This is a genomic window from Mycobacterium sp. (assembly GCF_046330795.1).
GTDB lineage: Bacteria > Actinomycetota > Actinomycetes > Mycobacteriales > Mycobacteriaceae > Mycobacterium.
In genome coordinates this window covers 46,900-65,623 of record NZ_JAXLSA010000003.1, presented here as the reverse complement: position 1 = coordinate 65,623, position 18,724 = coordinate 46,900, and the positions used below count along the sequence as shown (strand labels likewise).

The 18,724-nt window shown below is 68.9% G+C and carries 16 protein-coding genes; 6 read left to right on the top strand and 10 right to left on the bottom strand.

Going from position 1 to position 18,724, the window contains the following annotated elements:
- The first annotated feature begins 100 nt into the window (after positions 1-100).
- Positions 101-664, top strand: a complete 564-nt coding sequence (locus U0R18_RS11650) for a TetR/AcrR family transcriptional regulator (RefSeq protein WP_526369473.1) — start codon at positions 101-103, stop codon at positions 662-664.
- 18 nt (positions 665-682) lie between these two features.
- Here the strand turns inward: U0R18_RS11650 and U0R18_RS11645 are convergent, their stop codons facing one another.
- Both U0R18_RS11645 and U0R18_RS11640 read right to left on the bottom strand, forming a co-directional pair.
- Entirely contained in the window at positions 683-1,801 is a 1,119-nt protein-coding gene (locus U0R18_RS11645) for an XdhC family protein (protein WP_526368421.1), read from the bottom strand.
- An 80-nt stretch (positions 1,802-1,881) separates the two neighbouring features.
- A complete protein-coding gene (locus U0R18_RS11640) occupies positions 1,882-2,649 on the bottom strand; it encodes an IclR family transcriptional regulator (protein ID WP_526368419.1) in 768 nt (255 codons plus the stop codon).
- 169 nt (positions 2,650-2,818) lie between these two features.
- Here U0R18_RS11640 and U0R18_RS11635 point away from each other — a divergent pair, with 169 nt between their 5' ends.
- Both U0R18_RS11635 and U0R18_RS11630 read left to right on the top strand, forming a co-directional pair.
- Positions 2,819-3,586, top strand: a complete 768-nt coding sequence (locus U0R18_RS11635) for a CoA transferase subunit A (protein WP_526368417.1) — start codon at positions 2,819-2,821, stop codon at positions 3,584-3,586.
- Complete coding sequence (locus U0R18_RS11630; RefSeq protein ID WP_526368415.1) at positions 3,583-4,233, top strand: 3-oxoacid CoA-transferase subunit B; 651 nt, start codon at positions 3,583-3,585, stop codon at positions 4,231-4,233. Before U0R18_RS11635 ends, U0R18_RS11630 begins: the two co-directional genes overlap by 4 nt.
- Here U0R18_RS11630 and U0R18_RS11625 read toward each other — a convergent pair.
- Genes U0R18_RS11625 through U0R18_RS11615 form a run of 3 tightly spaced genes read right to left on the bottom strand, consistent with a single transcriptional unit; the run spans position 4,177 to position 7,038 of the window.
- Complete coding sequence (locus tag U0R18_RS11625) at positions 4,177-5,406, bottom strand: glycoside hydrolase family 76 protein (RefSeq protein WP_526368413.1); 1,230 nt, start codon at positions 5,404-5,406, stop codon at positions 4,177-4,179. The two genes, U0R18_RS11630 and U0R18_RS11625, sit on opposite strands and share 57 nt — an antisense overlap.
- A 16-nt stretch (positions 5,407-5,422) precedes the next feature.
- Positions 5,423-6,100, bottom strand: a complete 678-nt coding sequence (locus tag U0R18_RS11620; RefSeq protein ID WP_526368411.1) for a TrmH family RNA methyltransferase — start codon at positions 6,098-6,100, stop codon at positions 5,423-5,425.
- Complete coding sequence (locus U0R18_RS11615; protein ID WP_526368409.1) at positions 6,097-7,038, bottom strand: hypothetical protein; 942 nt, start codon at positions 7,036-7,038, stop codon at positions 6,097-6,099. Before U0R18_RS11615 ends, U0R18_RS11620 begins: the two co-directional genes overlap by 4 nt.
- 651 nt (positions 7,039-7,689) lie before the next feature.
- On the opposite strand from U0R18_RS11615, the gene U0R18_RS11610 reads away from it, so the two are divergent.
- From U0R18_RS11610 to U0R18_RS11600, 3 genes are read left to right on the top strand one after another with little or no spacing between them, the layout of a single operon-like run.
- Positions 7,690-8,436, top strand: a complete 747-nt coding sequence (locus U0R18_RS11610) for a hypothetical protein (protein ID WP_526368407.1) — start codon at positions 7,690-7,692, stop codon at positions 8,434-8,436.
- A complete protein-coding gene (locus U0R18_RS11605; RefSeq protein WP_526368405.1) occupies positions 8,433-10,577 on the top strand; it encodes an Rv1355c family protein in 2,145 nt (714 codons plus the stop codon). The genes U0R18_RS11610 and U0R18_RS11605 overlap by 4 nt, the downstream gene beginning before the upstream one ends.
- Positions 10,567-12,414 carry a putative bifunctional diguanylate cyclase/phosphodiesterase gene (locus tag U0R18_RS11600; RefSeq protein ID WP_526368403.1) on the top strand — a complete coding sequence of 616 codons (1,848 nt, stop codon included), beginning with the start codon at positions 10,567-10,569 and terminating at the stop codon, positions 12,412-12,414. The genes U0R18_RS11605 and U0R18_RS11600 overlap by 11 nt, the downstream gene beginning before the upstream one ends.
- 2 nt (positions 12,415-12,416) lie before the next feature.
- On the opposite strand, the gene U0R18_RS11595 is transcribed toward U0R18_RS11600, so the two are convergent.
- The 5 genes from U0R18_RS11595 to clpB form a co-directional block, all read right to left on the bottom strand.
- Positions 12,417-13,145, bottom strand: coding sequence for a hypothetical protein (locus U0R18_RS11595; protein ID WP_526368401.1), 729 nt, complete (start codon positions 13,143-13,145; stop codon positions 12,417-12,419).
- Positions 13,146-13,148: 3 nt separating this feature from the next.
- Positions 13,149-13,694 carry an orotate phosphoribosyltransferase gene (gene pyrE / locus U0R18_RS11590; protein ID WP_526369471.1) on the bottom strand — a complete coding sequence of 182 codons (546 nt, stop codon included), beginning with the start codon at positions 13,692-13,694 and terminating at the stop codon, positions 13,149-13,151.
- Positions 13,695-13,716: 22 nt separating this feature from the next.
- Positions 13,717-14,484: a trehalose monomycolate transport factor TtfA gene (gene ttfA, locus U0R18_RS11585; protein ID WP_526368399.1), complete on the bottom strand. Its 768-nt coding sequence runs from the start codon at positions 14,482-14,484 to the stop codon at positions 13,717-13,719.
- A 59-nt stretch (positions 14,485-14,543) separates the two neighbouring features.
- Positions 14,544-15,914, bottom strand: coding sequence for an alpha/beta hydrolase domain-containing protein (locus tag U0R18_RS11580; RefSeq protein ID WP_526368397.1), 1,371 nt, complete (start codon positions 15,912-15,914; stop codon positions 14,544-14,546).
- Between the two features lie 100 nt (positions 15,915-16,014).
- Positions 16,015-18,561 (bottom strand): ATP-dependent chaperone ClpB, encoded by a 2,547-nt coding sequence (gene clpB / locus U0R18_RS11575; protein ID WP_526368395.1) that lies wholly within the window; start codon positions 18,559-18,561, stop codon positions 16,015-16,017.
- Between the last annotated feature and the right edge of the window lie 163 nt (positions 18,562-18,724).

Genomic DNA, 18,724 nt, shown 5'->3' with positions numbered 1-18,724 from the left:
TCTATGAAAGTCAACAGCCGGCGGCTACCATCACGGGGTGACCGAAGCGACGAAGGCCGGACGCCGCCCCAACAAGCGCGGTCACGCCACGCGCGAGGCCATGCTGGATGCCGCGCTGCGCTCACTGGCCGAGGGTGGGCCAAATGCCGCCTCCGCCAACCGGATTGCCAAGGACATCGGCGTCACCTGGGGCGCCGTCAAGTACCAGTTCGGCGACATCGACGGTCTGTGGGCGGCGGTCCTGCGACGCACCGCCGAACGTCGGTCCGACCTGCCCGCGCTGGCCGACCCGACCGCGCCCCTGCACGAGCGGGTGGCCACCATCATCGACATCCTCTACGACGGGCTGACCGCGCCGGACTCGCGCGCGATCGAGACCCTGAGAATGTCGCTGCCCCGCGACATGGCCGAACTGGACCGGCTCTATCCCAAGACCGCCGCCGAGCTCTCGTCGTGGGGTGCCAGCTGGATCGAGATCTGCCAGAAGGCATTTGCCGACGTCGACGTGGACCCCGAACGCATCAGCGAGGTGGCCGCCTTCATCCCCGGCGCCATGCGGGGCATCACCTCGGAACGCCAACTCGGCGGCTACTACGACCTGGACAAGGCGCGGCGCGGTCTGACCAACGCGATCGTGCACTACCTCCAGCATTCCCGGCAGTGACCGCCATCGGACCGACGATTACTCCGCGTGAATCGGGCCATCTGTCTGCGCCAGCGGGCGCCCACCCCCACCCCAGCGCGCCGCGATGATCTCGGCGGCCACCGACACCGCCGTCTCCTCGGGAGTGCGGCCACCGAGATCCAGGCCGATCGGGCTGTGCAGCCGGTCCACTTCGGCCTCGGTCAGTCCGGCCGCCCGCAACCGGTCGAGCCGGTCGGCGTGGGTGCGCCGCGAACCCATGGCCCCCACGTAGGCGAGTTCCGGTAAACGCAAAGCGATTTCGAGCACGGGGATGTCGAACTTGGGGTCATGGGTCAACACGCAGATGACGGTCTGCGCATCGATCGTGCCGGCAGCCACCTGCCCGGCCAGGTACCGGTGCGGCCAGTCGACCACCACCTCGTCGACGCCGGGGAAGCGGGCGGCGGTCGCGAACACCGGACGGGCGTCGCAGACCGTCACCCGGTAGCCCAGGAAGGCGCCCTGCCGCGCGACGGCGGCGGCGAAGTCGATGGCGCCGAATACCAGCATCCGCGGGCGTGGTGCGTGCGCGGCGACGAACACCTCCATACCCTCGCCGCGACGCTGACCGTCCGGGCCGTAGGTCAGGACCGCGCTGCGACCCGCCGCCAGCAGCCCGCGCGCATCGTCGGCGACGGCGGCGTCGGCCCGGGCCGAGCCCAGCGTTCCGGCGGCCCCGTGCGGGCGTACGACGAGGCGTCGCCCGATCCAGGCCGGCTCGGGGTGCGCGATGACGGTGGCGACGGCCACCGGCCGGTGCTCCTCGATGTCGGCGGCGACGGCCGCCAACTCACCGAAGGTGGCCGGGGAAACCGGCTCGACAAAGATGTCCAGGACGCCGCCGCAGGTCAGGCCGACCTCGAAGGCGTCGTCGTCGCTGATCCCGTAGCGCTGCAGCACCGGTCTGCCGGTGGCGGCCACCTCGACGGCCAATTCGTAGAGCGCGCCCTCGACACAGCCGCCCGACACCGAGCCGCTGACCGTGCCGTCGGGCGCGACCACCATCACCGCACCCGCCAGTCGCGGGGCCGAGGCGGAGGTGCGGACCACGGTGCCCACGCCGGCGATACCCCCGGCCCGCCACACCGCTAAGAGGTCGCTCAGCACGTCTCGCACGTGACAAGACTATGTCCCGATTGTCTCGCTCCTCCTCCGCCGCGTTCCGCAGCAGCATCCGTCGACTCGACGGGCGGATATCAGGCCTGCAACCTGCCGGACAGCACATGCGCCTGCTCCAGCAGCATCCTGCCCAGTTCGTGGCGGCGCTCGGCCTTGAATCGGGTCTCGACCCCCGTCAGGCTCAACGCCCAGCCGGGCCGCCCGTCATGATCGAACACCGCAGCCCCCATGCCCCAGCTGCCCTCGACGATCAATGCGGGGTTCACCGCGTACCCGGCCTTTCGGGTGAGCGCGATCCGCGTCCGGATCGCGTCCTCGCTGTGCGCGGGCCCCCACTCCGAATCCGGCCGGACGCGGCCGAAGTATTCGTCGACGTCCGCCGCCGGCAGGTGACTCAGAATGGCCAGCCCCGCGCTCGCAACTCCGAGGGGGAACCGGATCCCCACGTGCAGAACGTGCGAGCGCACCGGAAAGCTGCCTTCTTCGCTGAGGACGCAGACGGTTTCGTCACCGCGGCGCACGGACAGGAACGCGCTCTCCCCCGTCTCGCGGGCCAACCGCGCGACCACCTCACGCGCGCGGTCGGTGACGTCATACCGTTCCGCGGCGCCCACGCCGAGCAGGTACAGTTCGGGCCCCAACGACCACCGGCCGGTCCGGGTGTCACGGCTGACGAGTCCCTCGTCGGCCAGTGACACCAGCAGACGATGTGCCGTCGGGCGCGCCAGCCCGGCCCGCAGGCCGAGCTCGGTGGTCGACGCCCCCGCGGGTTCCACCGCGGCGACCGCCCGCAACACCGCGCCCACCCTGCCGACCACATTCACCGGTGGAGCATCGGTTGGCATGAACTCCGATCCTAGTCGTTCACTCAGTGAACACAATCTGAAAGCACGGTCATCAGACGAACAGTTTCGTCGAGCCGTCCACCGAATACTTGCCAGCGTGGAGCATTCATTGTTGATTTGATCCGAGCGTTTGCGGAATGGACGCGAGAAAGCGGAACAAGGGACAACCATGACATCGAAGGTCTACGAATCCGCCGCCGCGGCGGTCGCCGACATCGCCGACGGAGCCACCGTCGCCGTCGGCGGCTTCGGCCTGTGCGGCATCCCCGACCAGTTGATCGACGCCATCGCCGCCACGAGTGCCACCGACCTCGAGGTGTTCTCCAACAACTGCGGGGTCGACGGGATCGGCCTGGGAGTGCTGCTCGGGCAGGGCCGCATCCGCCGGGTGACCGCGTCGTACGTCGGCGAGAACAAGGAGTTCGCCCGCCAGTATCTGGCCGGGGAACTCGAGGTCGAACTGACCCCGCAGGGCACCCTGGCCGAGCGCCTGCGCGCCGGCGGCGCGGGCATCCCGGCGTTCTACACACCCGCCGGCGTGGGCACCCCGGTGTCCGACGGCGGCCTGCCGTGGCGGTACGCACCCGACGGATCGGTGGCAATTGCCTCACCGCCCAAGGAGATTCGCGTCTTCAACGGAAAGCGCTACGTCCTCGAAGAGGGCATCAACGCCGACTTCGCCCTGGTTCACGCCAAACGGGGCGACACCGCGGGCAACCTGGTGTTCAACAAGACCGCGATGAATTTCAACCCGTTGGCCGCAATGGCCGGCCGGATCACCATCGTGCAGGTCGAGGAACTCGTGGAACCCGGCGAAATCGACCCGGCCGCAGTGCATCTCGCCGGTGTGTTCGTGCAACGCATCGTGCACACCGGACCGCAGGACAAGAAGATCGAGAAACGGACCATCAGCGACGGGAACGAGGCGAACAAATGAGTTGGTCCCGCAACGAGATGGCCGCCCGGGCGGCCCAGGAGATGACCGACGGCCAGTACGTCAACCTGGGTATCGGGCTGCCAACCCTGATTCCCGGGTATCTCGGCGACGACGTGCACGTCACCCTGCACTCCGAGAACGGCATCCTGGGCACCGGCCCCTACCCCACCGACGACGCGGTCGACCCCGACCTGATCAACGCGGGCAAGGAGACCGTGACCGTGAATCCCGGTGCGGCGTACTTCGATTCGTCGTTGTCGTTCGGGATGATCCGCGGCGGCCACATCGACACCGCGGTGCTCGGCGGGATGGAGGTCTCCAGTCACGGCGACCTGGCCAACTGGATGGTGCCCGGCAAGATGGTCAAGGGCATGGGCGGCGCGATGGACCTGGTGCACGGCGCGGCGCGGGTGATCGTCCTGATGGAACACACCGACCGGGCCGGCAATCCGAAGATCGTCCAGACCTGCACCCTGCCGCTGACCGGTCAGGGCGTCGTCGACCGCATCATCACCGACCTGTGCGTCATCGACGTGCCCCACAAGGGCTCAGCCGGCTCGCTGATCCTGCGCGAACTGGCGCCCGGCGTCTCAGTCGACGACGTCGTCGCCGCTACCGGCGCCGCGGTCACCGTCGACCTGGACTGATCCCGCCGTGACCGAGTGCGCTGCTTCCATGAGCATCCAGCCGGCGAGCTGAACCGATAGATCGCGCTCACTGATCCCGCCCGCGGGCACGAGTTGCGGCTGCTCCGCAGGCTCGGGCGCCTGATCGGACTCCGATTCGGGTCCGACGGCGCCGAGGGCCTCGACGTCGGCGGCCGGAGGCCGGGCCGCACCCGCACCGTCGGGCAGTTCGGCGGCGACGTCCCAGAACGCACCGAACAGCGGCAGCCCGTCCACGGTCTGCCGGTTGTCCCACGCCGCCCGAGCCGACGCCACGACGATGTCGGTCGCGGTCCGGCGGGCCTGCGCGGATTCGTCGTCGTCGCCGGGCAGTGACGTTGCGGCCAGCGCCAGATAACGCGCGGTGATCCCGGCGAATAGTCCCCCGTCGCCGCCACCGGCGCCGGCCAGGACGCCCGCCGGCGCCATCTCCCGATCGATCGCGGCGATCAGCCGGCGGACCCGTTCCCCGTGCCTCTCCTCGCCGGTCCGCACCGCCAACTCGGTCTCGAGGCCGACGACCACCCCCTGGCAGTACGTGTACTGAGCGCGGACGAGTGACCCGGCCTTGATGCCGTCGAAGATCAGGTGCGTATCGGGGTCGAGCAGGGTCGCGTCGATCCAGTCGCCCATCTGCTGCGCCCGCCGGATCCGGTCGCCGTAGCGGGCCAGGAAGATGCCGGCCGGCCCGTTGGCCGGCGCGTTGAAGAACTGATCGGTCTTGCGCCAAGGGATTCCGCCGCCGTCCTCCGGAACCCAGGCGTTGATGAATTGCTCCGACAGCTTGCGCAGCGGCGACGGCTTCTCGACGCCGACCAGCCGGCCGGCCCGTTCGATCGCCAGTGCCAGCCACGCCATGTCGTCGTAGTAGTTGTTGGTCCAGGTCATGTTGTTGCGCAACCAGTGTGCGCGGATCTGCCGGGTGATCGATTCCACCCGTTCCGGTTTCGGATCACGGACCTGCGCGTCCACCAGGCAGTCGAGCAGGTGTGCCTGCCACCAGTAGTGCCATGTCTTGAAGCGCCGGTCGTGGGATGTGGCCGGCCACGCGACCACCCCGAGTTGCGTTCCCGGCAGCCCCCACAGCTTCTTGAGATGCCGTGCCGCGATCGCGGCCTCGGCCGACTCCGCACGATTGGCCCATACCTGATCCATGCCTAGGCATCCTGCCTTACCAGGCGCGGGTGAGGTCACCCCATTGCCTGATCCACGCATGCATGGCGATCCCGGCGGCAACCGAGGCGTTGATGCTCCGGGTCGATCCGAACTGCGCGATGGACACCGTCAGGGCCGCACCCTGGCGCGCCTCGGCGCTGATCCCCGGGCCCTCCTGGCCGAACACCAGCAGGCAGTCCCGCGGCAGCGCGGTCTGCTCCAACCGCACCGAACCGGGCACGTTGTCGACGGCGACGACGGTGAGCCCGGCCGCCGCGGCAAACTCCATGAGCTCGGCGCTGGTGTCGTGATGGCGCAGCCGCTGATACCTGTCGGTCACCATGGCGCCGCGGCGATTCCAGCGCCGGCGCCCGACGATGTGCACGGTGTCGACCGCGAACGCGTTCGCGGTGCGCACCACCCCGCCGATGTTCGCGTCGTTGCCGAAATTCTCGATCGCGATGTGCAGCCGGTGCCGCCGGGCGTCGATGTCGGCGACGATCGCTTCCCGGCTCCAGTACCGGTAGGCGTCCACCACGTTGCGGCGGTCACCGTCGGCGATCAGGCCCGGATCGAAACGAGGATCGGCCGGCACTACCCCGGGGTGCTCGTCGCGCCAGGGTCCGACGCCGTTGAGGGCGTCACCACCGGTCCATTCCGTCGGGCCCGGCCGGTCGGGATCCGGCCCTGTCACGGCCGGTCGGTCCTGGTCCAGACCGCCGCGTGGGTGCCGGCCACGGAGACGGTCGCATACAGCAGGGCGGCGTTGATCTCGCCCTGCGTGCACAACGAGGCATCGACCTGCACGGCCTGCAGGGAAGCGTCGGGCAGGACGAGAACGGAGCCGCCGTAGGCCGAACACGCCGGGCTGAGCCCCGGCGGTGGCAGGGTGGGCGCGGCCAACAGCATCATCGGTCCCCCGCGGGCGGCGGACCGATCGCGGTACTCGTCGGCGACCGCACCGGCGCGCAGGCCGAGCAACATGAAGCCCTTACCGGTGAAGGCTCGCGGGTCGCCCAGGGCGGCCGGCGTCAGCTCGGTCCCGTCGGCGCGCCAGGCCTCCACACTCTGGGTGCTGACGGTCAGGCCGGTATCAGCGGGACTGGTCGGCGGCAGCCCGACCGGGAAGGCCGCCGGGTAGGCGACCGTACTGTTGCGGATCCGGTCCCGCGGCGAATACAGGTAGACGCCGCGCACCTGCGCCTGATCGGAAATCGGCCCCAGACAGACGGTTCCGGCGATCCGGGCCGGACCGCCGTCCGCGGACTGCACGGCCAGCGGAGTCGGGACCGGACCGGCCGGTTGCGCGCAACTGTCCATGCCGTACGCCTCGATCGGATGGGCCAGTGAACCGTAGAGACCGAACCGCAGATCGGCGGGCGCGGCGCGCGGTCCGGGCTGGTCCGCGGGTGTTGCATCGACATCGACGAGGAGATGCTCCGCCTCGAATCGCAGGCCGGTCACCGAGACGTGCCAGCCCAGGATGTCAACGGCGTCACCGACATCGGCCGCTGCGGCCCCATAGGGCGCGGCGGGTGCTGCGGGCTTCCCGCACGCGACGGACACCCACGCGGCGACCACAGCAACGCCGAGCGCGAGGGCCCGGCGGCCATGGTGGGTAACGGTGCGCACTTCAGCTCCCGGCGTCGACGAGGCAGCGGGGTCGAGCCTCGATGCACTGTAGTCCGGCCGCGCCCGCGGCCCTGCGGTCATACCCGCGGCAGAAGCCGGACGAGTTCGCCAGAATTGCACAAGGCCGACGGGTTGTGGAATTCCTGAAAAGCCTGTGAATAACCCAGTTACGACAGCTACAGCAAATATTTGTCAGGAATACTCACATTCGCGGGAGATGGAACCCGCGCAATCGTCGTCACGATCTGCCACATGTCGACGAGCTCGGTTGGTACCGGCGCAATCGCCCGCCCACCGGTCGTTCGCCCGCCGCTGGCCCCGCAGCGGCGCGTCCGCCGGGGCGAGTTAGCCATACCCCCCTCCACCTGCGAATTCCGCAAACACAGGTAAGACATGCGAGTATTTTCGTCGACGCCGATAACCCCTGCCTGCGACAGTCCCCGCAGATCAGAGTTCGATAGTCGGCGCGCACCACCGCAGCCGTCTAGCAGCGCGGACCTTTGCCACGCGCCCTGAACAGCATGAATGTCTCTGGATCGGCTGAGCTACAGGGGATAATTGAACAGCCACATCAGCTCGCTGCCGGGTGCGCAAACATTTCCGGGGTACGAGTGGGTACCCCGGACGTGCCGATCTACTGAATGGATTGCCGTGAACCTTCAACTAGTCGATTCGACCGACCACGTCCTCGACACGCGCACCAGCGCGAGTTGGTGGGACGACGACGCCGAATGCACCGTCGTGGTCGCCCGGCCCGTCGACGAGCCCGCGCTGTGGTCCGACTACCTGGACGGGGCCGTTCGCAGCTACCGCAAACATGGCGTGGAATGCGCACTCGACATGGACGCCCTCAGATCCGGCTCGGATACCATTCTTTTCTTTGCCGCCGTCGATGAAAAAGGGCAGATCCTTGCGGGCTCCCGGGCCAAGGGACCGCTGCGCGACGCCGACGACTCGCACGCGGTGATCGAGTGGGCGGGCCGGCCCGGTCTGGCGGCGGTGCGCAAGATGATCAACGACCGCGCGCCGTTCGGCATTCTCGAGATGAAGTCGGCGTGGGTCATCGACGATCGGGAACGCAACCGCTCACTCACCGAGGTGCTGGCCCGTTCGGGTTCACACTCGATGGCCCTCCTGGACATCCAGTTCTGCATGGCCACCGCGGGCGATTACGTGCTGAACCGCTGGAAGTCCTCCGGCGGCCTGGTGGCCAACCACATCCCCCCGACGCCCTACCCCGACGAGCGGTACCAGACCAAGATGATGTGGTGGGATCGCCACACGTTCATGAAACACTCTGAGCCGCAACAGATCATCAAGATGCGAAAGGAGAGTATGGCGCTGATGGACATGTTCGGGCGCGATGAGGCCGCCCTCCGCTACGGCAGCACGTCGTGACTGGCCTGCCAGTCGCCGATCATCTCTATCACCCCCAGATTCTCGACACCCGTGCCCCCGAGGGGCGCGACGCCTTCGAAGCGCTGTGCAGCGCGGCCGGTATCCAGGTCGTCGACAGCCTCGCCGCCCAGCGGGAGAGCCTCGCCCGGCTGGTTCCCGCACCCGACCACGACCTGCTGAGCGAGTCGTCCCGCTGGATCTATTACCCGTGGCGACGTTCGGTGGTGCATCTCCTGGGCCCCCGGGCGTTCCGCCGGCTCCGGCTCGACCGCAACCACAACATGATCACCGCCGCCGAGCAGGACCGTCTCGGTCGTCTGCGGGTCGGCGTCGTCGGACTCAGCGTGGGTCACGTCATCGCCCATACGCTGGCCGCCGAGGGCTTGGCCGGCAGCCTGGTTCTCGCCGATTTCGACGAGCTCGAAGTGTCGAACCTCAATCGGGTGCCCGCGACGGTTCTCGACCTCGGCGAGAACAAGGCCGTCATCGCGGCCCGGCGTATCGCCGAATTGGATCCCTACCTCGAGGTCCGCGTTCTGACCGGCGGCCTGACCGCCGACTCGACAGCCGAATTCCTCTCGGGGCTCGACGTGGTCATCGAGGAGTGCGACGCGCTGGACATCAAGGCCCTGGTCCGATTATCGGCCCGCGCGGCGGGTATTCCGGTTGTCATGGCCACCAGCGACCGCGGAATGGTCGACGTCGAAAGGTTCGATCTGGAACCGGACCGGCCGATCCTGCACGGTCTGATCGGCGACTCCGGCATCGAAGCACTGGCCGGGCTGACGGCTCGCGACAAGATCCCCCACGTGCTCCGCCTCGTGGATGCCGCGCACGGGTCGGCACGTGGAGCCGCGTCGATGCTGGAGGTCGGACGGACCATCTCGACCTGGCCGCAACTGGCCTCCGATGTCATCGTGGGTGCGGCCGCCGCCGCCGAAGCGGTGCGACGGATCGGTCTGGGCGAAGAACTTCCCTCCGGCCGGGCCCGCATCGACGTCGGCGACGTCCTGGGCGGACTGACCGGACCGGGCCCGACCGGGCCGGCGGCAACCGAGCCCGAGGTCGCCGGCGACCCGGCGCGGCACGGCACCCCCGCGCAGACGGTGGCCGAGGCGGCCGCCCGCGCGCCGTCGGGTGGCAACGCCCAGCCATGGCGGATCGACTTCGACGATCACGCGCTGACACTGTCGCTCGACCCCACGCGCAGCGTCACGATGGACGTCGAATACCGCGGCAGCGCAGTCGCGGTGGGGGCCGCCATGTTCAATGCCCGGGTGGCCGCCGCGGCCGCCGGGATCCTCGGTCCGGTCGAGTGGTTCGCCGCCACCCCGGACACCCCGCTCCGGGGCGTTCTCCATTTCAGCGACGACGACGCGCTCCAGGATCCCACCCTGGCCGCGCTCTACGGGCCGATGCACGCCCGGGAGACCAACCGGCGCATCGGCACTCCCGAACCACTCGACGACGACACGATCCAGGCGCTGACGGTCGCTGCCCGATCCGAGGGCGCCGACCTGACCCTGCTGACCGCGCCCGCGGACCTCGATCGGGCCGCCCGCATCCTGGACGCGTGTGATCGCATCCGATTCCTGACGCCGGCGGTGCACCGCGAGATGCGCGACGAGATGCGCTGGCCCGGTGACCCGGACCAGGACACCGGGATCGACGTTCGCAGCCTCGAACTCGACCCGGCCGACCTGGCCGCCCTGGACATCCTGCGGCGTCCGGACGTCATGGACCTGCTGGCCAGCTGGGACACCGGCGCGGCCCTCGGCGAATCCACCCGCAACCGGGTGCTGGCCAGTTCCGCGCTGGGTGTCATCACCACCACCGGGGCGACCCTGCGCGACCACGCCCGCGGTGGATCCGCGCTCGAAGCGGTATGGATCGCCGCCAACCGGCTCGGCCTCGCCGTCCATCCCTGCTCGCCGCTGTTCGTACATGCACAATCCGGCAACGATCGTCGCGCTCTGTCACCGGAATTCGCCGATACGGTGGATACTCTGGCCCATGAGTTCAATGATCTCGTCGCGACCCACCCGGGTCATTCGATGATCATCGTGCTGCGATTCAGCCGGGCCGCACCCCCGACGGTACGCAGCCGCAGACGACCGGTGCGGGACCGCGATGCCCGATAGCCTCGACGTCGTTGTGACCGCCGTTGCCACCAAGCTGATGGCGGCCACGTCGACCAACACGGTAGAGGTGCTCGAGTCGGTGCTCGCCGACCTCGTCGCGGCGTTCTCCGTGGATGTGGCATTCCTGCGGTACAACGACCACACCATCCGCGCCTCCCGGCTGATTGCGGAATGGCCACCCCGGCAGAACATCCCGGATCCCGATCCCCTCGGCCTGGTGTACTTCGCCGACGACCCGGTGTTCGCGATCGCCGAGCACGCCAAGCGGCCGATGGTGAATCGCCCGGATCCCTCGACCCAGGAATACCAGCAGTTGCTGGAGGAGTCCGGCGGGTACGTCAGTACGTTTGCCGCCGCCCCGCTGCTGAACGGCGACGTCACCACCGGCAGCCTGGGGTTCGTCAAATCCGGTGACCGCGAGTGGCTTCCGACCGAACTCACCGCCGTGGAGGCAATCGCGTCGCTGCTCGCCCAGGTGCAGGCCCGGATCGCCGCCGAGGAGCAACTGCGGTTCCTGGCCGACCACGACGACCTGACCGGCGTCTACAACCGCCGCGCGCTGCTGGCCCACCTCGATGACCGCCTCAGGCCCAGGCGCCGCGGCCCGGTGGCCGTGCTCTACCTCGATCTCGACCGCCTCAAGGCGGTCAACGACTATCTGGGCCACAACGCCGGGGACTGGTTCATCCGGGTGTTCGCCAACCGTTTGCTGGACACGGTCGGAGAGGACTGCCTGATCGCCCGGCTGGGGGGCGACGAGTTCATCGTGGTCCCCGAACACGCGACCACGGCCGAGGACGCCATGGTGCTGGCCGGCAAGATCCAGGCGACGCTCAACGAACGTGTCCCCATCGACGGCGAAATGCTGACGCGCACCGTGAGTATCGGCGTCGCGATCGGCGCTCCGGGTCACGACTCCGCATCCGACCTGCTGCGCAAGGCCCATCAGGCCGTGCTCGACGCGAAGAACGACGGGGGCAACGTGGTCGCCGTCTTTTCGGAGGATCTGGCGCTCAAGAGCGCGCTGCACAACGACATCGAGCTGCACCTGCAGGGCGTCATCGAATCGGGCGCCCTGATGCTGCACTACCTCCCCGAGGTGGACATGCGCACGGGGCAGGTGCTCGCCACCGAGGCGCTGGTTCGCTGGCAACATCCGACCCGGGGGCTGCTGCTACCGGATTCCTTCATCGGCGTCGCCGAATCCATCAACCTCGCCGGGGAACTCGGACGCTGGGTGATGCGGAGGGCGTGCGCTGAGTTCAGCGGCTGGCGCTCGCGGGGCATCGGCACCGACGCGACCCTGCGCCTCAACGTTTCCCCGGTCCAGCTGGTGTCGGAGGGTTTCGCCGACGTGGTGGCCGAGACGCTGGCGGACTTCGGCCTGGCCGGCGAATCGGTCTGCCTGGAGATCACCGAGAGCCTGGTGGTGCAGGACATCGAGACCGCCCGCATCACGCTGGCCGCGCTCAAGGAAGTCGGCGTCCAGATCGCGATCGACGACTTCGGCACCGGTTACAGCGTGCTGACCCATCTCAAGTCGTTGCCGGTCGACACGCTCAAGATCGACCGTGGCTTCGTGCAGGACCTCGGCAACAACGCCGGCGACCTCGCGATCGTGCGGGCCGTCATCGCACTGGCCGATGCCTTCGGCCTCGCCGTGGTGGCCGAGGGCGTGGAGACCGCTGCCGCGGCCGAGATCCTGCTGCGGCACGGTTGCTACCGGGCCCAGGGCTTCCTGCTGTCGCGCCCGCTGAGCAGCTCGGCGATGTCGAAGTTGTTCGCCCGCAAGTACATCGAACTTCCATTCGCCCCCGCCCAGCGCAAGGTGCGCTGACCTCAGGGAGCCAGCAGTTGCAGCCGGGCGAATCGGCTGAACGGGCGCGGCTGGATGACCAGCTCGGTGACGTCCGCATCGGTCACCGGGTTCGTGCCTGCCGGCACGGCGGCGCTCGTGGAGAAGACCACGCCGGCCACGGCGCGCACGACGGTCCGAGCGCTCGGCGAGCCCTCGACGCCCATCACCGCCCCGACGACGCGGCCACCGGCCAGCACCAGATCACGCAGGATGTCGTCGTCACTCGCCAGCCCGTGCTCACGGGCGAGCTCGGGCAGCCAGGCGTCGAGGTCGACGGACCCGCCGCTCGGGACCGGAGCCACCGGAATCGGTTCCGCGTCGATCCCGGCCACCTCGGTGCTCAGCAGGCCGTACGGCGAGGACAAGCAGCTACCGGCCCAATTGCGAAGTGCCGCACCGGAAAACGTGACACCCGGCCGCAGCTGGGGCCCCGATTCGCCGGCCCGGCGAATCCACGGTTGCGGCCCCGGTTCCGCGGGGTCGACCATGTCGTCGGACACCTCGTGCAGGAACGCCGTCGCGTCGGCGGCCAGGTTGGGTCCGTGCGGGAGGCTCGTGGCGGTACCGGTGTCGGCGGTCAGCAGGACATCCAGGCCGGCCCGATCGGCCGCGATCGCGACGGCGAGCACCGCGACGCCGGTGCCCACGCAGATGAGGTCGACCACCTCATCTGCGGCCCAGTCGCGGCCGTCGAGGTCGGTGAGGATCACGCCTCAGCCATCGCCGAGTCCGAGGTCGGCGAGTTGCAGCGCGCTGCGGTAGAGCACACCTTCGGCCTCGATCACCTCGGCCGCCCCCGTCGCCCGGTCCACCACCGTCGCCACGCCGACCACTTCCCCCCCGGCCTCTCGCACCGCGCGGACCGCGGTCAACGGTGACGCGCCCGTGGTGCTGGTGTCCTCCACCACGAGCACCCGCTGGCCCGCGACGTCGGAACCTTCGATGAGTCGTTGCATGCCATGGGTTTTGGCGGACTTACGCACGACGAACGCGTCGATGGGGCGCCCGGGTGCATGCATGATGGCCGTGGCAACCGGATCGGCGCCCAGGGTCAGTCCGCCCACCGCCGCGTAGTCCCAGTCGCTGGTGAGCTCCCGCATCAGCGAGCCGATCAACCGGGCGGCGCGATGGTGCAACGTGGCCCGCCGCAGGTCGACGTAGTAGTCGGATTCCCGGCCCGAGGACAACGTCACCCGGCCCCGCACCACGGAGAGCTGTCGTACCAGTTCGGCGAGTTCGTCACGGTCCGCGGGCGTCAGATCAGGCACGCGGTCAGCTTAGCTATCGCTGATAGTTGGGCGCCTGGTGGCCATTGCGCGGGGATCCAGGCGGTACGGCGCCACGTTGCCGCACAGTGGCCGGGTCCGGTGTCGCCGACGGGCGCCCGGGCATGGCTCCCAACGGTCCACGCTGCCGCGGCGGCGCCGCGATGGCTGCCTGAGCGGTGGGCGGCAGCACCCGCAGCAGGTCGTTGAACTGGCGCACGGTGCGCAGCCCCTCGTCCCATTGGGTGCGGGTGCTCGCGATCGGCATGGACAGCAGCGTCCAGTTCTCCTCGTTCCACATGATCTCGGCGCAGTCCGGGGCGGTGTGGGCGAACGTCACCATCCGGCGGTCGCAGGCACGCCGCGCGGCGTCGAGGTTGGTGGAGTAGACCATCCGGGGACCGATGGCCCCCAGCAGCCAGATGTCGTCCTCCCGGGGTTCCTTGACACCCTTGAGCCGCAGGTCGATGACGACGTTGGTGCCCACCTTGCGGTGCAGCGCGATCACGGTGGCCACGTCGTCGAGGTCGAAGACGTACACCGCCTCGCCGCGGATCTGGCCGAGGACGACGTTGCGCGCGGTGACGTCGCCGACGGTGGACATCACGCCCCGTTTCCACCGGCTCAGGATCTCGGTCGACTCGGGCTCGTAGTCGAATCCGTGCGACCGCGCCCACGACTTGCGGCGACGTCCGAGACCCCGCCGACGGTCGATGTCGACGTACAACAGTGCCGCCGCACCCACGAAACAGAGTGCGGACAGCGTGAACCAGAGCGGGACCATCGCGGACAGCCTATCTGGTATGGGCCCGGATGCGAGAACGACTGCAGGTCACAAGCGCGTTACGGCGTTCCGCGGAAGGTCTCCCCGGCCAGTTGCAGGATCTCCGCGCGATCGGCCGCGCACAGGAACCCGGCCGCAATGGTCCGGTCCAGCGACTCGGTGAACCGGCGCAGGTACTCGTCGGCACCGCCGGGGTAGAGCTCCGCCAGCGTCGCCGGGTCGAACGGCTCGCCGGTCCCGAACAGCAACGCCAGCATCTGGTCGCCGGCGGCGGTCCCGGTGGTCACGGCGGTCGGCACGTCGACCCACGGCGTGCGGACGCCGCCGACGGCCACACCGCGCTCGTCACGCCGGATCTCGGCCGGGTCGGAGTCGGTGAGCTGGATCGGCGGCGCCGACGACGGGGCCCGACCGGTGCGCACCCACTCGCGGAGCGCCGGGATGGCCGCTTGCAGGACGTAGTGATGTTGCGGCGCGAAGTTGATGAAGTACGGCAGTTGCTCACCCATCAGCACATCGGTGGGCGCATAGGCAGCGGCCAGCTCACTCGGCGTCAGGGAACCGTTGTCGATGAATCCCACCCGGATCGTGTAGATGTCGGCGTGCGCCGAGCCGGGGATCTCCCAGACCCGCAGCCGGGGTGTCTCGGGCTGGCGCGCCAGCCGGTAGCCGGGCAGCATCGCGCCCAGTACGTCGGTCTCGGTGATCACCGTCAGGACCGGGACACGCAGGTCGGCCCGGTACGGCGCGGGCGGCCCGGACGGCGAACCGTGCTCGTCCAGGATGCTGACGCCGTCCAGCGGCGCCGCCGACCCGAATCGGGAATGCACCAGGAAGCCATCGAACACCTCGCAGACCTCACCGTCGCCGGACCGCCCGTCCACCTCGTTGATGTAGGTGGTCAGGAACATCGCCGACTGCGATTCCCCGGCCGCCAGCACGGTCCGCGCGTCGACGCCCTCGATCGCCCCGTCGCGCACCAGCCGACCGATCTGGCTGAACATGTCGTAGCAGTAAGCGTCGCCCGGATGACTCAGGTCTGAATACCGTTGTGGGTCAAGTTCTTTCAGCGACATTCCGGGCGCAATACTGACCCCGCCACCTTCCACCCCCACCCGCTGCGCCGACACGGCCACATGGACATGGCCCGCGCGGGCGATCTCGCGGTGCGCCATGAGCCAGAACGCGGGCGCGTCGATGCCCCCGCTGACGTTGAGCCATTCGACGATCGCGGTGTCGGCGCCGGCGGCCGGCTCGAGTGGACGCAGTACGACGATGCGGGTGGTGTAGTCCGCCGGCGGTCCGGCCGCGGGGCCGAACGACCTCGCGGAGCCCGAGACGAAGTACTCCTGCGCCTGGTAGCCCAGGCTGGCCAGCTCGAAGGCGCCCAGCAGCAGGTTCGGCCGCCCGGGTACGAGAGTAAGAGTCACCCCTCTTCAATAGCAGGCGCCTCGCCTCCTGGCGAGCAGACGCAAGTGGCCCCCTTCTCGCTCGGAGAAGGGGGCCACTGCGTCTGCTGGGCGTGGAAACTCAGCCCAGCACCAGGCCGTCACCGTCGGCGCTGATGTCCACCGACACGGTGTCGCCGTCATGCACCTCACCGGCCAGCAGCATCTTGGCCAACTGGTCGCCGATCGACTGCTGCACCAACCGGCGCAGCGGACGGGCGCCGTAGAGCGGGTCGAAGCCCCGTTCGGCCAGCCAGGTCTTGGCCGGAGCCGACACCTCGAGCGTCAGCCGCCGCTGGGCCAGCCGCTTCTGCAACTGGGCCAGCTGGATGTCGACGATCTGGACCAATTCCTCCGGGTTCAGCGCGTCGAAGATCAGCACGTCGTCGAGGCGGTTGATGAACTCCGGCTTGAACGCCGCGCGGACGGCCGCCATCACCTGCTCCTCGGTGCCACCGGACCCCAGGTTCGAGGTCAGGATGAGGATGGTGTTGCGGAAGTCGACCGTGCGGCCCTGACCGTCGGTCAGCCGGCCCTCGTCGAGCACCTGCAGCAGGACGTCGAACACGTCCGGGTGGGCCTTCTCGACCTCGTCGAACAGCACCACCGTGTAGGGCCGGCGGCGCACCGCCTCGGTCAGCTGACCGCCCTGGTCGTAGCCGATGTACCCGGGGGGCGCACCGACCAGACGCGCGACGGAGTGCTTCTCGCCGTACTCGCTCATGTCGATCCGGATCATGGCGCGCTCGTCGTCGAACAGGAAGTCCGCCAACGCTTTTGCCAACTCCGTCTTGCCGACACCGGTCGGTCCGAGGAACAGGAACGAGCCCGTCGGGCGGTTCGGGTCGGCAACCCCGGCCCGGCTGCGGCGCACCGCGTCGGACACCGCCTGCACGGCAGCCTTCTGCCCGATGACCCGCTTGCCCAGCTCCTCCTCCATCCGGAGCAGCTTGGCGGTCTCGCCCTCCATCATCCGGCCGGCCGGAATGCCGGTCCACGCCGACACCACATCGGCGATGTCGTCGGGGCCGACCTCCTCCTTGAGCATCACATCCTCGCGGGCCTCGGCCTGGGGGATGGCGGCGTCGAGGTTCTTCTCGACCTCCGGGATGCGCCCGTACCGCAGCTCGGCGGCCTTGGCCAGGTCGCCGTCGCGTTCGGCCCGGTCGGCCTCCCCGCGCAGCACCTCGAGCTGTTCCTTGAGTTCACGCACGACGTCGATGGCGTTCTTCTCGTTCTGCCACCTCGTAGTCAGCTCCGCCAGCTTCTCCTTGTAATCGGCCAGCTCGGAGCGCAGCTTCTCCAGCCGCTCCTTGGACGCATCGTCCTCCTCCTTGGCGAGTGCCATCTCCTCGATCTCGAGGCGACGGACCACGCGCTCGACCTCGTCGATCTCGACGGGCCGGGAGTCGATCTCCATCCGCAGCCGCGACGCAGCCTCGTCGACCAGGTCGATGGCCTTGTCCGGCAGGAAGCGCGATGTGATGTACCGGTCACTGAGGGTGGCCGCGGCGACCAGCGCGGAGTCCGTGATGCGCACGCCGTGGTGCACTTCGTAGCGGTCCTTGAGGCCGCGCAGGATGCCGACGGTGTCCTCGACCGAGGGCTCACCGACCAGCACCTGCTGGAACCGGCGTTCCAGGGCCGCGTCCTTCTCGATGTACTTGCGGTACTCGTCGAGCGTGGTTGCGCCGACCAGCCGCAGTTCGCCGCGGGCCAGCATCGGCTTGATCATGTTGCCGGCGTCCATCGCGCCCTCGCCGGTGGCGCCGGCGCCGACGATGGTGTGCAGCTCGTCGATGAACGTGATGACCTGACCGGCGGAGTCCTTGATGTCGTCGAGGACAGCCTTGAGGCGTTCCTCGAATTCACCGCGGTACTTGGCGCCGGCCACCATCGATCCGAGGTCCAGGGAGATCACGGTCTTGTCGCGCAGACTCTCCGGGACGTCGCCGGCGACGATGCGCTGGGCCAGGCCCTCGACGATGGCGGTCTTCCCGACGCCGGGCTCACCGATGAGCACCGGGTTGTTCTTGGTCCGGCGCGAGAGCACCTGGATGACACGCCGGATCTCGGTGTCGCGGCCGATGACCGGATCCAGCTTGCCCTCGCGGGCGCGCGCGGTCAGGTCGGTGGAGTACTTCTCCAGCGCCTGATAGCTGCCCTCGGGATCCGGGTTGGTGACGCGCGCGCTGCCGCGGACCTTGACGAACGCCTCACGCAGGGCCTCCGGCGATGCGCCGTGCCCGGCAAGCAGCTTGGCGACGTCGGAGTCACCCGAGGCCAGGCCGTAGAGCAGGTGCTCGGTGGAGACGTATTCGTCGTCCATCTCGGTGGCCAGGTTCTGCGCGACGGTGACGGCCGCGATCGATTCCCGGCTCAACTGCGGTGTCGAGTTGGCGCCGCTGGCGCTGGGCAGCCGGTCGATGAGGCGCTGGGCCTCGGTCCGGATGGTCGCGGGATCAACTCCGACCGCTTCGAGCAGCGGTGCGGCGATGCCGTCGTTCTGCGTCAGCAACGCCATCAACAGATGGGCGGGGGTGATCTGCGGGTTGCCTGCGGTGGTTGCCGCCTGCAACGCCGACGTCAGCGCCGCCTGGGTCTTCGTGGTCGGGTTGAACGAGTCCACGACACCTCCATTTCAGTGAGAAGGGGCCAGCCTCTGGCCCCACAAATGCTTGTCGTGTTGTTCAGCGTCGTCAAGGTTGAGTCTATTCCGCTCAACTCTGAAAATCTGGGACCCGTCTCGCGCTTAGCTCGTCAAGCCGATTTAATCGAACATATGATCGAAG

What these genes read in the sequence shown, in the direction of transcription:
- U0R18_RS11635 (WP_526368417.1), top strand. Translation starts at nt 2,819, where the DNA reads ATGACATCGAAGGTCTACGAATCCGCCGCCGCGGCGGTCGCCGACATC.
- U0R18_RS11640 (WP_526368419.1), bottom strand. Translation starts at nt 2,649, where the DNA reads ATGCCAACCGATGCTCCACCGGTGAATGTGGTCGGCAGGGTGGGCGCG.
- ttfA (WP_526368399.1), bottom strand. Translation starts at nt 14,484, where the DNA reads ATGGTCCCGCTCTGGTTCACGCTGTCCGCACTCTGTTTCGTGGGTGCG.
- U0R18_RS11600 (WP_526368403.1), top strand. Translation starts at nt 10,567, where the DNA reads ATGCCCGATAGCCTCGACGTCGTTGTGACCGCCGTTGCCACCAAGCTG.
- U0R18_RS11625 (WP_526368413.1), bottom strand. Translation starts at nt 5,406, where the DNA reads ATGGATCAGGTATGGGCCAATCGTGCGGAGTCGGCCGAGGCCGCGATC.
- U0R18_RS11650 (WP_526369473.1), top strand. Translation starts at nt 101, where the DNA reads ATGCTGGATGCCGCGCTGCGCTCACTGGCCGAGGGTGGGCCAAATGCC.
- U0R18_RS11630 (WP_526368415.1), top strand. Translation starts at nt 3,583, where the DNA reads ATGAGTTGGTCCCGCAACGAGATGGCCGCCCGGGCGGCCCAGGAGATG.